At 39.3% G+C, this 17717-nt stretch carries 14 protein-coding genes; 12 read left to right on the forward strand and 2 right to left on the reverse strand.

Annotated features, from left to right (window positions below; translation table 11 throughout):
• Positions 1-54: 54 nt before the first annotated feature.
• The gene (locus BLR64_RS09995; RefSeq protein WP_090713970.1) at positions 55-2511 is read right to left on the reverse strand and encodes an O-antigen ligase family protein; all 2457 of its coding nucleotides are present in this window, start codon (positions 2509-2511) and stop codon (positions 55-57) included.
• Between the two features lie 92 nt (positions 2512-2603).
• Between BLR64_RS09995 and BLR64_RS10000 the strand changes: the two genes are divergently transcribed.
• The 4 genes from BLR64_RS10000 to BLR64_RS10015 are packed head-to-tail and all read left to right on the forward strand — an operon-like array spanning position 2604 to position 9351.
• A complete protein-coding gene (locus BLR64_RS10000; RefSeq protein WP_208607160.1) occupies positions 2604-3386 on the forward strand; it encodes an ABC transporter permease in 783 nt (260 codons plus the stop codon).
• An 11-nt stretch (positions 3387-3397) separates the two neighbouring features.
• Positions 3398-4681: an ABC transporter ATP-binding protein gene (locus tag BLR64_RS10005; RefSeq protein ID WP_090713972.1), complete on the forward strand. Its 1284-nt coding sequence runs from the start codon at positions 3398-3400 to the stop codon at positions 4679-4681.
• 15 nt (positions 4682-4696) lie between these two features.
• Positions 4697-8005, forward strand: coding sequence for a glycosyltransferase (locus tag BLR64_RS10010; protein WP_090713973.1), 3309 nt, complete (start codon positions 4697-4699; stop codon positions 8003-8005).
• The gene (locus BLR64_RS10015; protein ID WP_090713974.1) at positions 8002-9351 is read left to right on the forward strand and encodes a mannose-1-phosphate guanylyltransferase/mannose-6-phosphate isomerase; all 1350 of its coding nucleotides are present in this window, start codon (positions 8002-8004) and stop codon (positions 9349-9351) included. Before BLR64_RS10010 ends, BLR64_RS10015 begins: the two co-directional genes overlap by 4 nt.
• 89 nt (positions 9352-9440) lie before the next feature.
• Here BLR64_RS10015 and BLR64_RS10020 read toward each other — a convergent pair whose 3' ends face one another.
• Entirely contained in the window at positions 9441-10409 is a 969-nt protein-coding gene (locus BLR64_RS10020; RefSeq protein WP_090713989.1) for a glycosyltransferase family 2 protein, read from the reverse strand.
• 150 nt (positions 10410-10559) lie between these two features.
• On the opposite strand from BLR64_RS10020, the gene BLR64_RS10025 reads away from it, so the two are divergent.
• The 8 genes from BLR64_RS10025 to BLR64_RS10060 all read left to right on the forward strand — a co-directional run.
• On the forward strand, positions 10560-12344 hold the full coding sequence (locus tag BLR64_RS10025) for a hypothetical protein (RefSeq protein WP_090713975.1): 1785 nt from the start codon (positions 10560-10562) through the stop codon (positions 12342-12344).
• A 48-nt stretch (positions 12345-12392) separates the two neighbouring features.
• Positions 12393-12917, forward strand: a complete 525-nt coding sequence (locus BLR64_RS10030) for a hypothetical protein (protein WP_090713976.1) — start codon at positions 12393-12395, stop codon at positions 12915-12917.
• Positions 12907-14037: a hypothetical protein gene (locus BLR64_RS10035; RefSeq protein WP_090713977.1), complete on the forward strand. Its 1131-nt coding sequence runs from the start codon at positions 12907-12909 to the stop codon at positions 14035-14037. The genes BLR64_RS10030 and BLR64_RS10035 overlap by 11 nt, the downstream gene beginning before the upstream one ends.
• A 39-nt stretch (positions 14038-14076) precedes the next feature.
• Positions 14077-14820: a sugar phosphate nucleotidyltransferase gene (locus BLR64_RS10040; RefSeq protein WP_090713978.1), complete on the forward strand. Its 744-nt coding sequence runs from the start codon at positions 14077-14079 to the stop codon at positions 14818-14820.
• Positions 14821-14838: 18 nt separating this feature from the next.
• Positions 14839-15387, forward strand: a complete 549-nt coding sequence (gene rfbC, locus BLR64_RS10045; protein WP_090713979.1) for a dTDP-4-dehydrorhamnose 3,5-epimerase — start codon at positions 14839-14841, stop codon at positions 15385-15387.
• A gap of 38 nt (positions 15388-15425) precedes the next feature.
• Entirely contained in the window at positions 15426-16448 is a 1023-nt protein-coding gene (gene rfbB, locus BLR64_RS10050; RefSeq protein WP_090713980.1) for a dTDP-glucose 4,6-dehydratase, read from the forward strand.
• A gap of 8 nt (positions 16449-16456) precedes the next feature.
• On the forward strand, positions 16457-17320 hold the full coding sequence (gene rfbD / locus BLR64_RS10055) for a dTDP-4-dehydrorhamnose reductase (protein ID WP_090713990.1): 864 nt from the start codon (positions 16457-16459) through the stop codon (positions 17318-17320).
• A gap of 139 nt (positions 17321-17459) precedes the next feature.
• The coding region (locus BLR64_RS10060; protein WP_090713981.1) for a transposase at positions 17460-17717 on the forward strand (258 nt) is incomplete at its 3' end.

Below are 17717 nucleotides of genomic sequence, written 5' to 3' on the forward strand. Positions count from 1 at the left end.
AAAAAAGGGACAGGCGTATTAACAGCCTTGTCCCTTTTTTGTGTGTATCCGTAATTAGAACTGCATGGCAGCAATCGAATCAATTGCAGCTGCTTCCGCTGCATCAGCAGCAATCAACAAGTCATAAATAGCCTGATCTTGTCCGCCGCTGCGCTTCAGTACAGCCAGGTACCAGCGGGCAATTTCGCGGTTAGTAGTGTCTGCGTAATCTTCGCTAAGACCTGATTTGAGAGTTGCAGCTGCAAGCTCATCATCTCCGGACATCAGCTGCAGCTTTCCTGCATTCAGTGCGATGCTAGGTGTAACGGAGAAAGGACGCCCCTGAAGCTGTTCAGGCGGCAGTGTCTTTAAATGTTCTACTCCATCAACCACATGCTTATAAGCTGCGAGACCGGCAGTAATATATTCTTGCTTCTTGGCATCATCCTTCTGCTCATAAGCTGTGTAGCCCAAGGAGAAGGAACGGCTAATAATAGCATCATACCAGTCAATATCCCAGTAGAACTTATAAGCATTATCCTCGTATACAGCAAAGGCAAGATCGCCTTGCCCTTTCAGATCGTAAATGCTGGCAAGCTGCTTCAGGATATCCTTGTTATAAGGCTCATCTTTCAGCGCGCGGGTTACAAGGTTATAAGCTTCATCCAGATACTGGGTATCCTTCGTCTGGTTAAAGACCTGCTGATCCATAGAGGAGAGGTAAAGTACCGATTCAGGATGGTATGGACGTTTGTCCAGTGCCTTTACCAGCGGTGCTTTGATTTCTTCATAGGACTGGCTGACACCGACGAGATTCTTAGCATTCATTGCTGAAGTGCTGGAACTCAAATAATTAATGGAAAGGAAGAGAAGAAGGACAGTCCCAGCAGCAACTGCCGCCAGATAACCAATCCGGAGACCGGACTTGTTCCAGTTCCCGCGCAGTGCTTTACTATCCATTGCAGCCCCCATACCGGCCAGACTCAGGAAGACCAGAATGCCCATGAAAGCATAGCTTAAGTTGAAATCAAGTAAGCTGTGGACCAGAATGGACAATGCAATGATGTAGAAGAAGTAACCATTGGCAAAGTCATCCTTGTCACGCTTCAGATAGCCGCGGATATATTTGTAGAACACATAGCCGATAAAACCTATAAACACGATGAAACCGATAATCCCGACCTCAATCAGATACTGCAGGAAGAAGTTATGCGCCTGACGGCTGGTGTAAGGGTTATTCTGATACTGCTCATACAGGGATGCCCAGCCGCCGCCGCCGGCTCCAATGATGGGATAGTCTTTAACAACCTTCAGAGCATCCTTATAAAAAGTGAACCGTTCCAGCACGCTGTGCTGCTTAAAGTTAATGTTCTCCAGCCGGGTTTCGATGTTCGCAGGCAGAATGCTGCGTACGCTTGTCCCTATTAACAGGAAAGCTACAATACCCACGAGAACGAGTGAGCCTAGCGGAAGCCAGAGACCGGTTCCTTTACGCGAACCCCAAGCGCCGAGCTTGTGCTCCAGCCAAGGTGCTACATAACGTTGTATAACCCATCCGAGTCCCGCCACTACGAGTGATGCAACAATCAGGTAAGCCCAGCCTTCGAGGGCAGCCCCGGAAGTGAAAGCCGTATTCAGCTCCGTTCCCAGAGTAGTCAGCGGGTTGGTTACCGCCAGTGCAGCAATACCTGCAATGGCCAGGTGAATAATCCAGAGGATCTGCTGGGCCGGTTTGAGCAGGATCAGCAGCAGGATGAATACAACCGGCAGCATAACAAGTCCGCCGCGGGACAAAGTCAGCAGCAGGGAAACAATGATCGGTACAAGCATAAAACCGTGAGTCAGTGTCCCGTACCACTTTTTAGAGCGGATAAGGGCGAACACAGCGACAAACAGAAAAGCCATCAGAAAAGCCGCATAAGTATTCGCATATTGGAAAATGGAGGTCAGACGCAGACCATTGGAGTCAGTCATTACGGCATCCAAATATTTTCCGCCGCGCACCGTATTCGAGAACCATCCAACCAAGCCTCCGGCAAATTTCGCGCCGCCCAGCCAGTTAATCAGTCCAAACATTACAATAAAATAGGAAATGGCAAGAACCGCATTCTGTATGACAACATTTAGTTGCTTTTGCTTGAGTAAATATAACGCTATAATGAATATTGCGATGTACATGCTCTGTATAAGCAGCAGATTCATCGCCATATAATGCGAAGCTGCGCCAAAGAGCGACAACGCATACGTTATAGGAAGCAGTAAAGCCGCAACTGCGATTAAGTCACGCTGCTCCTCAAGCTTGAACTTTGTAAAATACAAGCCCATCCAGAGCAGCAGCAGCAAACTGCTAAGCAGAGAAGCTATGTATATCGGCTTTTCAAAGTCCAACTGCTGTCCGTTAAACAAGCCAACCTGGAACGGGGTCCAGATCAAGAACAAAATTAAAGCTACAGCCAATGCCCACACCGGGCTGGATATCTTTTCAACATTTCTCGACTGAGCTGCATTTTTACCGTATACTGGTTTCGACACGTTTTAATCTCCTTTTCCTGTAGGTACGACAATATTTTAGCATACTGCGAACTTCCATTACTACTAAATACGAAATGAACAAGAGGGAAATCATGGTAGAAAAGTTAAAGAAGACAAATAAGCTTATTTTTGAATTATCAAAGAGTGACTTTAAAAAAAGATATTTAGGCTCCTATCTAGGAGTAATATGGGCCTTTATTCAGCCCTTAATTTCATTATTATTGTTTTGGTTTGTTTTTCAAGTGGGTTTCAGAAATACACCCATAGATGATGCTCCTTTTATTCTGTGGTTGGCCTGCGCTATTATTCCGTGGAATTTTTTTGCAGACGCAGTTCAAACTTCCACAAATTCCGTGCTTGAAAATAATTTTCTGGTTAAAAAAGTAGTATTTAAATTGGAAATTCTGCCAGTTATAAAAATTTATTCGGCACTTTTCGTGCATCTATTCTTTATAGTATTTCTGTTTGCAATGTTTTTTATATATGACTATGGATTCTCCTTGTATTACTTGCAAATCTTTTATTATTTATTTGCGAGCATTCTTCTTGTTTTGGGGATTTCATGGATCACGAGCTCAGTAGTGCTGTTCTTTAAAGATACGGCTCAAATAGTCATTATGTTTGTACAATTCGGTTTTTGGTTAACGCCGATATTTTACTCAATAAATACGATACCTGAACGCTTTAGATTTTTATTGAAAATAAATCCAATGTATTACATTACGGATGGTTATAGAAGGATGTTTATTTACCGCCAGTGGTTCTGGCAGGATATGAAGCTTACCGTTTATTTTTGGACAGTAACGCTTATATTGCTGGTTACAGGGTATTTCCTTTATCGAAAGTTAAAGCCGCATTTTGCAGACGTAATGTAAGGGAGATTAATATGGGACAAATGAATGCTATTGAGGTGAAAGACCTCACTAAAATATATAAACTTTATAACAAACAAACGGACCGGCTTAAAGAAACGCTTAGCTTATCCAAAAAGAAATATCATAAAGATTTTAAAGCGCTGAACCGGATCTCATTTAATGTGAAAACAGGCGAATGTTTGGGTATAATCGGGAAAAACGGATCGGGAAAGTCTACATTGTTGAAGATCTTAACAGGTGTTCTTACTCCGACTTCCGGTGCCATAGATGTAACGGGAAAAATATCTGCTTTGTTGGAATTGGGAGCAGGATTTAATCCTGATCTCACAGGTATGGAGAACATCTATTTAAACGGTACAATAATGGGGTATTCCCACTCTGAGATGAGTGAGAAGGTAGACGGCATTCTTGCTTTTGCTGATATTGGTGAGTTTATACATCAACCTGTTAAATCTTACTCAAGCGGGATGTTTGTTCGGCTTGCCTTTGCCGTGGCCATAAATGTTGAACCGGATATCCTGATCATTGATGAGGCATTAAGTGTAGGAGATTTAAGATTTCAGCAAAAATGTTATCGTAAAATAGATGAGCTGAAAAAGACAAAAACAGTCTTATTTGTCACTCATGATTTATCTGTGATTAATAAATATTGTGACCGTGTTCTGTGGATTAATGAAGGGATTTTACTTGAAGACGGAGATCCGAAAATGATTTCTAAAAAATATCAGGCCTTTATGATTGGCGCGGATTTCAAAAAAATCAATTTCAAAGAGCAGGTTGAAGCTGCAGGAAGTGTTGTTCCTGGAATTGAAGATGAGATCGATTCTTTAAATGATGAGTTGGATGTTATGGGTGATGATAAGGCGATGATTACCGGCATATCCCTGCTTGATTCGATTACCGGAGAAAAGACGAGTGTGGTTGAAGGTAATCAGGAATTGAGACTTCTATTGAAGATTGATGTGCTGCAAAAATTAGAGGACCCGATTGTCGGCTTTTCTATAAAGGATCGTTTAGGAACGATCATTAGCCAGACCAACAGCTATGTGCTAGGGAGTGACCTGGCAACACTTCATCCTAATAAAAATAATGTGTTCAGTTTTGACTTTCGTTTTCCAAATCTGAATCACGGACAGTATACGATTTCTCCTGCTATTGCTTCCGGTACTCAAGAAGACCACCGTCAGCATAGCTGGGTTCATGATGCACTGGTGCTTCAGGTTCTTCCTCTTGGCTATGAAGAGTTAAGTGGTATAGTTCATTTAAGTGATGTTATATTTTCATCTTTAAAGTAGAGGGCGGCGATTGAATTGGATTTTACAGGTGAACGCTTTATTCCGGGGGTAACGGATAAGGAATTAGAAATAGAGCATTTTCAGCGATATAAAATTTTGCAGGATTTTGTGAAGGGCAAGCGGGTTTTGGATGCAGCCTGCGGAGAAGGGTATGGGGCCTATTGGCTCTCCAAAGTGGCTGCTTCAGTTGAAGGCATAGATATAAGCCCGGAAACTATAAAGAGTGCCCAGTTGAAATATGACAAGGGGAATTTGAATTTTTCTTTAGGCAGTATTGATCAACTACCTTTTGAGGATAATTCTTTTGATGTTGTGGTTTCTTTTGAAACCCTTGAACATGTAAATGAAAAAATGCAATTCGATTTTTTGTCCGAAGTAAAAAGAGTGCTAACCAGCGGCGGTACTTTAGTTATCTCTACGCCTAATAAACGATTTTATTCGGATTTGCCCCAGTATATTAATCCCTTCCATGTTAAAGAGCTGTATAAAGATGAGTTTATCGAATTGCTCCAACACTTTTATAAAACGGTGAATATTGCTTCACAGCGGTTTGAAGTAGCCAGTGTAATCGATTCCGAGAATGCGACTGGAGAGCTTTATGTAGGAATAAATGATTTGTCCGATAGTGAAGTTTATCAGAAATATATGATCGCCTTTTGTTCGGATGTTGCAGAAAATGCAGCACCCATAGCCTCAGTGGGGGTGTTTACTGGTAAATATAATGATGTGTTATCCAGAGTGTTATCGTTACAGGATGAAGTAGAGGAGCGGAATCAACATATCGTAAATCTGGATCAAGAAATAGACATTCTTCGTGATAATTCCAGTTCCAGAATTAATGAGTTGGGTGCCCAGTTGCTTGCAAAAGGTAATCAATTGGAAGTGTTGGAGGAAAAGTTGCAGGAAGCAACAACTGAAATTACAGAACGCACAGCAGAAATTACAAAGCGTACAGCGGAGATTGCAAAGCATACAGCGGAAATCCAAAAGCTTACTAATGACCTTGAAGCTGTGAAAATTGAACTTAATAACAAAAGAGGACATATCGAACTTTTATTGCAAAAAGATCGTGAGCTTAAAAATATACACTCTTCCACCGGATGGAAAGTTTTACGCAGCTACTACAAGTTCAGGGATTCACTTATTCCTATGGACAGCAAAAGGAGAGTTATTGGGAAACTGGCTGTTAAAACGTTAAGGCACCCAAGACTAATGTTTTCTAAACTGAATAAAGGTAATCTGAAAAAATTTAAATATTATCTTGAAACTGAAGATGCCAACCGTCTGGAAGGGCGGCTAAACACTTTTGTAGAGCGGCATAATACTGTAGAGGAGAAGGATCTGCAAGTTCAGTTGTATACTGCTGAAGAATATGGAAAACTGCTGTTTACTGACTATGAGAACCCTCAGGTATCAATCATTATTCCTGTATACAATCAATGGAACTACACCTATTCCTGTCTTGCCTCTATTTTGAAGAATACTGCGGATGTTTCCTATGAAGTTATTATAGCTGATGATATGTCTACGGATGAGACTGTTAATATTGCGGACTATGTGGAAAATGTAACAGTGGTCAGAGATGGTGTGAATAGAGGTTTTCTGCTCAATTGCAATAATGCTGCGAAGCATGCACGCGGGAAGTTTATATTTTTCCTGAATAATGATACTAGTGTTCAACCGGAGTGGTTAAGCTCTTTAGTAAAACTTGCAGATTCTAATGAGAATATTGGCATGGTTGGCTCAAAACTGGTTTATCCGGATGGAAGATTACAAGAAGCCGGTGGGATCATATGGAACGATGCAAGCGGATGGAATTATGGCCGCTTAGATGATCCGGAAAAGCCCGAATATAACTATGTTAAAGAGGTGGATTATATATCAGGTGCCGCCATACTGATCAGAACCTCGATTTGGGAAGAATTAGGAGGGTTTGATGAAAGGTATGTACCTGCCTACTTTGAAGATTCTGATCTGGCATTTGAAATCCGGAACCGGGGTTACAAAGTATTACTGCAGCCTAAATCCGTAGTTGTGCATTTTGAAGGGATTTCTCACGGAACTGATACGAATAGCGGTATTAAGAGCTATCAAGTTAAGAATAAAGAAAAATTCCTGGAAAAATGGAACTCTGTTCTGAGTAAAGAACATTATTCCAATGCTGAACATGTTTTTTGGGCGAGAGATCGGAGCGGGAGACGAAAAACAATTGTTGTAGTTGATCATTATGTTCCACATTATGATAAAGATGCAGGTGGACGTTGTACCTATTTCTACTTGAAGCTTTTCGTATCATTAGGCTATCACGTTATTTTTATCGGGGATAACTACTTCAAACATGAGCCTTACACTTCTGAATTGCAATCTTTGGGGGTTGAAGTGCTCTACGGTGACTACTATGCCAAAAATATCACTAAATGGATTAAGGCTAATGGTTCTTATATTGACTATGTTTATTTGAATCGTCCGCACATCTCAGTAAAATATATGAGTGAATTCAAAAAATTAACCCGGGCTAAGATTGTATACTTCGGGCATGATTTGCATTATCTGCGTGAAATGAGAAATTATGAGCTGACTAAAAATCCGAGCTTATTAAAGTCTTCAGAAGACTGGAAAAAAATTGAGTTTGGATTAATAAACGATGCTGATGTAATTCACGTAGTAGGCTCATATGAACAGGGGATTTTACAGAAAGAATTTCCGGATAAGCCTGTTAGAAACATTCCTTTGTTCCCTTACGGGGATTCCTATGGGGAACGGGCTACGATTAACGGCTTTAATGAAAGAAAGGATCTCTTGTTTGTCGGAGGGTTTAATCATACCCCTAACTATGATGGAGTGATCTGGTTCTTAAATGAGGTGTTTCCGATTATTAAGGAGCAGGATCCGGATATTAAGCTGTACATTGTTGGATCAAACCCTCCTGAAGATTTAAAAGCAAAGGCTACAGAAGACATTATTGTGACAGGCTTTGTGACAGATGCAGAACTGGAGAATTATTATAATGTATCCAGGCTTGTAGTAGTACCTTTGCGGTATGGTGCTGGAGTCAAAGGCAAGGTTGTTGAAGCTTTGTACTATCAGGTTCCAGTCATTACTACATCAATTGGGGCTGAGGGGCTAGAAGATGCGGATACTGTAATGTTGATCCAAGATGAAGCTTCAGAATTTGCCGGATCTATAATGCATCTATATGAAACTAAGGATGAGTGGACTAAATACTCTCATGCATGTAAAGGATATGTCGAGCAGTATTTTTCAATTAATACAGCAAAAAAAATCATATCTTACGATATAATTAATCAGGAGAATACCGAATGATAAATATTGTTTTATGTGGGGGGAACGGTACCAGACTCTGGCCACTTTCTAGGACCCTTTATCCTAAGCAATTTAATAAATTAATCTCTAATCAATCCTTGTTTCAAATGACTGTTTCACGAAATCGTTTGATTTGTGATCAAACTCTAGTGGTTTCAAACGAAGCACAATATTTTTTAGCATTAGATCACTTAGAGGAAATTGGAGTGACAGCTAATACTTTCATATTAGAACCGACAGGAAGAAATACAGCACCTGCTATTGCGTTAGCATGCCTTGCAGTTCATAAAGATGAGCTTGTGTTAGTTACTCCTTCAGATCACACAATACAAAATATAGTTGAATATACAAAGAGTATTGAACTAGCAAAAGAATTAGCAGAATTAAATTATTTGGTTACCTTTGGAATAGTTCCTAAATATCCAGAGACTGGATATGGTTATATAGAGGCAAATGGGGCAAACGTTATTTCTTTTAAAGAAAAACCTACCCTTTTATTAGCGGAACAATACGTTAATAGTCCGAACTATTTTTGGAATAGCGGCATGTTTCTTTTTAAAGCAGGCACTTTTTTAGAGGAATTAGAAAGATGTGCGCCTGAAATTTACGAAAGTTCAGTTAAGGCCTTTAATAATGCTAAAGTTAAAAATGAAGTGATAAGAATTAATCATGAAAATATGATGGGAATTCCGTCTGATAGTATTGATTATGCTGTCATGGAAAAGAGTAAAGCGGTAAAAATGATCTCATCAACTTTTGAATGGTCGGATTTGGGTAGTTTTGAGGCTTTATATAACGAGCTTCCAAAAGATGTTGATCAATGTTCAATAGTTGATAATCATATTGGGATCGATTCACATCGCAATTTGATTATTGGAGAGGATCGTTTAATTGCTACTATAGATGTGGATGATTTAGTAATAGTGGATACTGTAGATGCGCTATTGATATCGAAGCATGGATCTTCTCAAAAGGTCAAGGCAGTGGTTGAACAGTTGAAGACTCAAAACTCAGAGTTAGTTGATCATCATGTAATGGCATATAGACCTTGGGGAAACCATACGGTACTAGATCAGTCCTTAAATTATAAAATAAAAAAAGTGATAATTAAACCAGGTAAAAAAATTCAAATGCAAAAGCACTATCATCGGAACGAGCACTGGGTTGTAATAAAAGGAACCGCATTAGTGACCGTAAATGGGATTAGCTCACTATTGAGGACAAATGAATCTACCTATATTAGAGTTGGCGATGAACATTATGTTGAAAACCCCGGCCTGATAGATCTATATCTGATCGAAGTGCAGGTAGGAGAATACATTAATGAAAATGATGTGGTTAGATAGGATATAAGGTTAAACGTTATAAAAAATAAGGATCTAGAATCTGCCCTATGTATTATTTGGGCGTTTCTAGATCCGAATACAATTAGTGGTTAGGAATGGATTAATTGCTTTACTGTCTGATTTTGTTGTGTGTGTTGAAGATCAGTTTCAATAATATATTTCGGCCTTCCTTTGACTTCCTTGTATATTTTTCCGACATATTCACCGATTAGACCTAGAGCAACTAAATGAATACCGCCAATAAACCAAATGGATATCATTAATGAAGACCAGCCTGTAACTGTGTATCCAAGTAACTTATTCATAATAACATAAATGCCAATAAGTAGGCTTGATGCAAACATAAGTAAGCCAATGCCACTAATTAATCGAATAGGGGTTACACTGAATGAAGTGATTCCATCAAAAGCAAAGGCTAGCATCTTCTTTAAAGGGTATTTAGATTCTCCCGCAAATCGCTCATTTCTATCATAATATACTTCTGTAGATTTAAATCCTACTAAGGGAATTAAACCACGTAAAAATAAATTAGTTTCTTTAAATTCTGACAAGTGATCTAATACTCTTTTACTCATTAGTCTATAGTCAGCATGATTATAGATAACATTAACGCCCATTGTATTTAGTAACTTATAGAATCCCTGGGCACTGAAACGTTTGAAAAAAGTATCGGTTGTCCTGCTTTTTCTCACCCCGTAAACGATATCATATCCATCTTTATACTGTGAAATAAACTCTTTAATAACATTTAAATCGTCCTGAAGATCTGCATCAATAGAGATTACACAATCAGAAATCATTTTCGCCTTCATCAGACCTGCCAATAATGCATTTTGATGACCTGCATTTTTAGACAGTTTTAAACCAGTTACAAAATTATTGGTTTTGTTGTGATCCTCAATTAACTGCCAGGTCGCATCTCTGCTTCCGTCATCTACAAATAAAATTCTGCTTTGTTTGCAAATCAGATCCTTACGGATTAAGTCGTTTAATACTAAAGTAAGACGCTTTATAGTCTCAGGCAATACTTCTTGTTCGTTATAACATGGGACTACCATTGTAAGAACGGGTTGTTTATCACTAGCCAAACTGCACCTCTCCTTAAAGACTCAAAATTACTATTTTAATACTAACATCGAATTCTATCAAAGAAAACAGTTATTCTCAAGCCTTGTAAAAAAAAGAATATTAAAGGGAGCATAAGATTAATGAAATCAAAACTAATTAGTTTTTTCAAGAAAAACACTTTTATAATAATGGGGATTTTTGTTTTTACGATATTTTATATAATCTACATTAACAATTCTACAGCAAATATTATGTTTCAAGATCAGTTTGATTTAATGTACATACTTGATAAATACTTTTCAGGCACACTAACAATATATGACTTATGGAGAGGGCACTTGGAACATCGGTTGTTTGGCTATAATATAATTTTCTTGTTAAACGCAATAATTTTTAAATATAATTCTTACTTTGAATTCTATTTAGGAGCCTTATCTCTCGCAATTACTGCAGTTTTAATTTATGTAAGATTTAAGCGTTATGTAAAAAAAGAACCTATACATCAAAAAGTTCTATTTTACTCAATTTCCGTTTTAATATTGTTAATAATATTTAGTTTGAATCAATGGGAAAATATGGTCTTTAGTCTGGGGATGTATATCTTACTTAAGATGTGTTTCTTTGTTCCTCTCTTCACCACTGTCGACGATCTTTTACTAAAAAAAGATAAAGTAATAAAATTATTGATATTTTTGTTTATTTGGCTTGGACTTTCGATTTTAGTGTTCGGAGCTGGATACTCTCTAGCAATGGTTGGGGGGGTTGTATTGATTTTAATTTTCAAGGCAGCTGTCGATAAGTGGAGATTTACTAAAAAGGACATTTTGATTTACACCTCTGTTTTAATTATTTCTGCAGTTTTTCTTTTTATTTATTATTTTAATATCTATCAAAATAATATGGTTGTTAATAGGGAATCGAATTTTGATAAGATCATCTATATATTTGAACATTGGCCTTCGGCTATGAAATATTTAATGCTGTCTTTTTCAGCAAGTGTGTTTGGTGTTAGTTTTTCAGATCATTATTTAACTGAGGGTATATCGGTTACAATAGGAATTCTATTGTTATTGGTGTATGTTTTCGCTGTTTATCTATATGTAAAAAATAAATTTTATGAGAGAACCTTTATACCGCTATTATTTATTTTCTATTCTGTACTTTTCTATGGCATGATATTAGTTGGTAGGTTTGATTATGGAACCTCATATGGTATGGCATCAAGGTACGTTACAGAAACCCAATATGGTTTAATCGGGGTTATATGGATTATAGCGATGTATATACTTCGAACTGAGAAAATACAATTTTTAAAATTTAATACACTTATACCAATGCTATGCATTGTATTTATAGGAGTAGGGCAAGTTTTGACAAATATAGAGGAAGTAAGAATTTCGCCTTACAGACAAGCATATTTTTTAGATTTACAAAGAATTGCTCATAATGTTGACTCCGCCACATCGGAAGAATTGGCTAAATTTCAGTATCCTGAACCTCTTGTTAGAGACGGTATTAATACTATGAAGAAATATGACCTAAGTATCTTTAAACAACATAAAGAAATCGTAGGCATAGATGGGGAAGGTTTTGTGGATGGCTGGTATGCAACTGAAGATGCGGGCAGATGGATGGCTAAGAATGCAACTTTTGTATTCAGTGACGATTCAAAAAAAAGTATGGCTATAAAGGGGAATGTTCCAACCGTATATGATGAAATTGTATTGAGCGTTTTCTTAAATAATAAAGAAATAGTTAGTAAAACCCTCTATCCGGGCGATTTTAATCTCGAACTTTCAATTCCCTCCTCAAGTATGTCTGAAATAGAATTTAAATTAAGCAAATCCTTTGTTCCATCTGAAATTAAGTTGAATGAAGATCAACGGGAATTAGGGATATTTATTACAAACTTATCGATTGAATAAGAGATTCAAAGACCCCAATCAGTTTAAAAAAATTAAGGAGATTAATAAGTGAAAAAAAAGATTCGATTCTATACAATTGTTTTCATTTATATTCTTTCATTTTTCATTGTGTTGTTTATAGTTCAAAATTATTCAAAAACCAAAGAAGATTATCTACTTCCATTATATGAACTGGATTTTAATGATGAAACATATTCCTCATATATTAAATCAGGTTTTGGGGCGATAGAGGAAGGGCGATGGTCAAATGAAGATAAATCCACCATATTTATACCGCTGTCTTCTGGTAAAGCATACGAAGTATTAATAAGTGTGAAAGCATTTCCAGTAGAAAGCGGTGAACAAGTGATGGAAGTCTTGGTAAACAATCAACTAGTGGGTGAAGCTAGAATATCCAATTTTGAGAATTATGAAACATATATTTTACAAGTTCCTCCAGAATATATTGGAGAGTCAAATTACATTACATTTCAATATAACTCATTAAAGTCACTTGTGAATGAAGAGAATATGGACAAGAAAAGTGTGAACTTTAACTACATCAGGTTTAGGGAGATTAAGGATGATAATTGAAATAAAAAATCGAGTACTGGAATCTAAGCTGACAATATATTATAAAATAATTTTAGTGCTCTTGTTTTCACGTGCTATTCTTTTTTTTGTCGGTTTTACATCGAGATATTTATTGCATCCTGATGACTCTCTTATTAATAACATGATAGGTATTTGGGCCCAGTGGGATGCTGGTTGGTATGATAATATTGCTGAGAAAGGTTACGCCACTGATTATGGATATAATCCTTACTTTGGGAATCAAGCTAATTACGCATTCTTCCCCTTATATCCTATGCTTATTAGATTTCTTGTAGTTTTGTTTAATTTAAAAGATTACAATGTTGCAGGAATTATAATTTCTAATGTTTTCTTTGTAATTTCAAGCATTTATCTCTATAAAATTAGTCGGTTATATTATGATGAAAAGCAGTCATTTCAGGTTTTTTTATGGTTTGTAGCATTTCCTGCGAATTTTTTATTTTCCTGCGTCCTAACGGAAGCATTATACTTTTCATTAGTACTGATCTGTTTTTATTACGCGAAAAAAAACAAGTGGTTTATTGTTGGTCTTTCAGGTTTTTTTCTTGCGTTAACAAGGAATCTTGGCGTCTTTATAATAGTGCCCTTACTTCTCCAATACCTGGTGAATGTAAAGTTTAAACTTTTCGAAATTAAGTATAATGTAATATATCTCTTAATGATTCCGGCGGGATTTGTGGCATGGGGAGGATATCTCTATCATATTACTGGCGACTTTTTAATGTTCAAGAATGTACAGAATACATGGGGACGAATAAGTTCTCAACCCATCAGTGTTATTTACAATACCATTATGAATGGTAGATATTTAGATTTAATTTTAGTTTTCTATATTATTGGAATAATAGTTTTTTTGTTGCTAAACATAAAAAAAATACAAGTTCCTTATTTGTTGTTTATTGTATATTCTCTGTACATACCCTTATCAACTTCTGTTACCAGCATGATAAGATATAGTATAGTAATTTTCCCTATCTACTTTTTAATAATGAGTGCCTTCAAGAACGAACATGCAAAATATCTTCTTCTTTATTTTATGTTATTGATTCAGGGGTTATTCTTCGCGTTTTGGAGTAGCGGTTATCCTTTGATTTTTTGAATATAATATAACAAATAAAATTAAATAGGAGGGATTTAGGTGAAAGGAATAATCTTAGCCGGTGGTACAGGCTCACGCCTTTACCCGTTAACCAAAGTAACTAACAAGCATCTTCTCCCCGTAGGAAAATACCCTATGATTTTTCATTCAGTTTACAAATTAAAGCAAGCAGATGTGAAAGACATTCTTATTGTTACAGGAAAAGAGCATATGGGTGATGTTGTTAACTTGCTTGGAAGTGGGCGAGAGATGGGTGTGACATTTACTTATAAAGTACAGGATGAAGCGGGCGGGATTGCTCAAGCGCTTGATCTGGCAGAACAATTTGTAGGCCAGGATCGAATGATTGTTATTCTTGGAGATAATGTATTTGAGGATGATATCTCAGACTTTGTTAATAACTTTCGCGAACAAAAAAATGGGGCGAAAATTCTGATCCAACAAGTTAATGATCCATCCCGCTTCGGAGTTCCCGAATTGCACGATGGACGTATTATATCTATTGAAGAGAAGCCAGCCAATCCTAAATCAAGTTATGCAGTTACAGGAATTTATATGTTTGATAACGAAGTGTTTAAGATCATCAAAACAATAATTCCTTCTGCCCGTGGTGAATTGGAAATCACAGATGTTAATAATGCTTATATTAATCGTGGAGAATTAACTTTCGATGTGTTACAGGGTTGGTGGACCGATGCAGGTACACATGCTTCTCTTGCGAGAGCTAATGGATTGGCGCAGGAAATTACATTTGGTGAAGAGTTCGGTAAATTGAAATTATAGGTATGGGGGACTTATCTGATGAAGGTTACATCCTTACATTTGCAAGGTGCTGCTATTCTCGAACCGGTGGTCCATGGCGACAACCGGGGTTTTTTTATGGAGAGCTACAATGAAGAGGTCATGCAAAAGGCCGGGGTAAACTTTCAGTTTATCCAGGACAATCAATCGCTATCAGCGGAGGTTGGAGTACTCAGGGGTTTGCATTATCAGTTGAACCCGAAGGCTCAAACCAAGCTCATTCGTGTCCTTTCCGGTGTTATTTATGATGTAATCGTCGATGTCCGCCGCAGCTCGCCTACCTTTGGTCAGTGGGTTGGTGTCATTCTGAGTGAATATAACAAGCGTCAGCTTCTGGTGCCCAAGGGCTTTGCCCATGGATTCTGTACTCTTGTTCCGAGCACCCAAGTCCTGTATAAAGTGGACGAATACTATTCCCCCGAGAATGACCGCGGCATATTATGGAATGATCCGTCGCTCGGCATAGACTGGCCCGTTGCACGTCCGGTGCTGTCTGACAAGGACAAGAGACATCCGTTACTTAAGGACGCTGAGCTGAACTTTGATTAATGTAACCCAATTTTTATAATTTAAAGGTGGTCTAACGAATGAAACTCCTAGTCACCGGCGGAGCCGGCTTTATCGGCAGCAACTTTGTAATATACATGCTGCAGCAGCACCCGGATTACAAAATCATGAATGTGGACGCGCTGACGTACGCAGGAAACCTTGAAAATTTGAAATCAGTTGAAGGAAACCCGAACTACACGTTTGTTAAAGCAGACATTACGGATGTTGCGGCAATGGATGCGCTGATTGGCCAGGGTGTGGATGTAGTGGTCAATTTTGCGGCGGAGTCGCATGTGGACCGGAGTATTCTGGAGCCGGATGTTTTTGTGAAGACGAATGTATTGGGTACACAGGTGCTGTTGGATGCAGCCAAAAAATACAGCGTAACCAAGTTTGTCCAGATATCCACGGATGAGGTGTACGGAACACTGGGCGCTACGGGGCTGTTCACCGAAGAAACGCCGCTGACTCCGAATAGCCCGTATTCGGCAAGTAAAGCCGGCGGGGACCTGCTGGTGCGTGCTTATCATGAGACCTTCGGATTGCCGGTTAACATTACCCGCTGCTCGAACAACTATGGCCCATACCAGTTCCCGGAGAAGCTGATTCCGCTGATGGTTTCCCGTGCGCTGAATGATGGCGCACTGCCGATTTACGGCGATGGGCTCAATATCCGTGACTGGCTGTATGTGGAAGACCATTGCAGTGCAATTGACCTGGTCATTCATAATGGTGTTATTGGTGAAGTCTACAACATCGGCGGTAACAATGAGCGGACTAATATGCATATTGTGAAGACGATTCTGGAGGAGCTGGGCAAGCCGGAGTCCCTGATTACTTATGTTCAGGACCGTCCGGGACATGACCGCAGATATGGAATTGATCCAACTAAGATTACTAATGAGCTCGGCTGGAAGCCGAAGCATACGTTCGAGACCGGAATTAAGGAAACGATCCAGTGGTACCTCAATAATAAAGAATGGTGGACCCGCATCCAGTCCGGGGAATACCAGAAATATGCCGCGCTTCAGTACGGCAGCCGTCTGGGGGATTCTCTGTAATGTCTACGATGAAAGTGCTGGTTACCGGATCCGCAGGACAACTGGGCCAGGACCTTGTGCTGCTTCTCCAGAAGCAGGGACATGAGGTGCTCGGCTGCGACCGCCAGGAGATGGATATTACGAATCTGGAGCAGTGTAAGGAAATCATCGGCGGCTTTGGCCCCGATGCGGTAATCCACTGCGCTGCCCACACAGCGGTAGATGCGGCAGAGACTGATGTTGATGCAGCCTATCTGATCAATGCCACCGGGAGCCGGAATGTGGCGCTTGCCGCAGAACGGGCTGGTGCGAAGCTGGTGTACATCAGTACGGATTATGTTTTTGACGGGATGGGCACCAAGCCGTATCATGAGTACGATAATACCGATCCGCAGAGTATTTACGGCAAGTCCAAGCGGGCCGGGGAGATACTGGTTCAATCCCTGTCGTCGAAGTTCTTCATTGTCCGCACCTCCTGGGTATACGGCAAATACGGCAATAACTTTGTCAAAACCATGCTGAAGCTCGGCCAGGAGAAACCGCTACTGCAGGTGGTCAATGACCAAAAGGGCTCCCCGACCTACACAGTGGACTTGGCCCGGTTCCTGCTGGAGCTGATTCAGACAGAGAACTATGGCGTGTACCACGCTTCTAACTCTGACGCTTGTACATGGTATGAATTCACACAGGCGATTTTCGCAGAAGCTGAAGATATTCTCGGGCTTAAGTTCACAGCAAGGCTTGAGCCTTGCGGGACGGAGCAGTTCCCGCGCCCGGCGCCGCGCCCGCGTTATTCTGTGATGGAGCACCTGTCCATCCGGACGAACAGGTTCGAAGACATCCGGCCTTGGCGTGAAGGGCTAAGAGATTTTTTGCTGGAGTTAAAGGAATAGCTTAAATGATAGAACGCTACTAAAATTATGTAAGAACCTCCCTAACCGGCGACTTGGTATTATCCCCTTCAAGTAGACACTCGTAAAAAACCTCATGTGTTAACATGAGGAAATGAGTGAACTTGGAGGGGATTTTTGTATGGCCAAAAAGGGACAAGTATTTCAATCGTACACAGAGGAATTCAAGACAGAGGCTATTCAAGCCTATTTTACAGGAGGTGAGAGCTACAAGATTGTCTCCGACAGGTTGGGGATTGCGAACTGTACCCAGCTTAAAGTATGGGTAAAGAAATATCGGAATGGAGAGCCATTCGATACACGAAAAGGGGCAACCAGCCCTTTAAAAGGACGTCCACGTTCTACATTTTCCAGTATAGAAGAAGAACGAGATTACTTA

This window comes from Paenibacillus typhae (genome assembly GCF_900099765.1).
Classification (GTDB): domain Bacteria; phylum Bacillota; class Bacilli; order Paenibacillales; family Paenibacillaceae; genus Paenibacillus_AQ; species Paenibacillus_AQ typhae.

Excerpts from the sequence above, each read along its gene's own strand:
- BLR64_RS10015 (WP_090713974.1), top strand. The coding sequence starts at position 8,002 with ATGATAAATATTGTTTTATGTGGGGGGAACGGTACCAGACTCTGGCCA.
- rfbB (WP_090713980.1), top strand. The coding sequence starts at position 15,426 with ATGAAACTCCTAGTCACCGGCGGAGCCGGCTTTATCGGCAGCAACTTT.
- BLR64_RS10025 (WP_090713975.1), top strand. The coding sequence starts at position 10,560 with ATGAAATCAAAACTAATTAGTTTTTTCAAGAAAAACACTTTTATAATA.
- BLR64_RS10035 (WP_090713977.1), top strand. The coding sequence starts at position 12,907 with ATGATAATTGAAATAAAAAATCGAGTACTGGAATCTAAGCTGACAATA.
- BLR64_RS10000 (WP_208607160.1), top strand. The coding sequence starts at position 2,604 with ATGGTAGAAAAGTTAAAGAAGACAAATAAGCTTATTTTTGAATTATCA.
- rfbC (WP_090713979.1), top strand. The coding sequence starts at position 14,839 with ATGAAGGTTACATCCTTACATTTGCAAGGTGCTGCTATTCTCGAACCG.
- rfbD (WP_090713990.1), top strand. The coding sequence starts at position 16,457 with ATGAAAGTGCTGGTTACCGGATCCGCAGGACAACTGGGCCAGGACCTT.
- BLR64_RS10020 (WP_090713989.1), bottom strand. The coding sequence starts at position 10,409 with ATGGTAGTCCCATGTTATAACGAACAAGAAGTATTGCCTGAGACTATA.
- BLR64_RS10005 (WP_090713972.1), top strand. The coding sequence starts at position 3,398 with ATGGGACAAATGAATGCTATTGAGGTGAAAGACCTCACTAAAATATAT.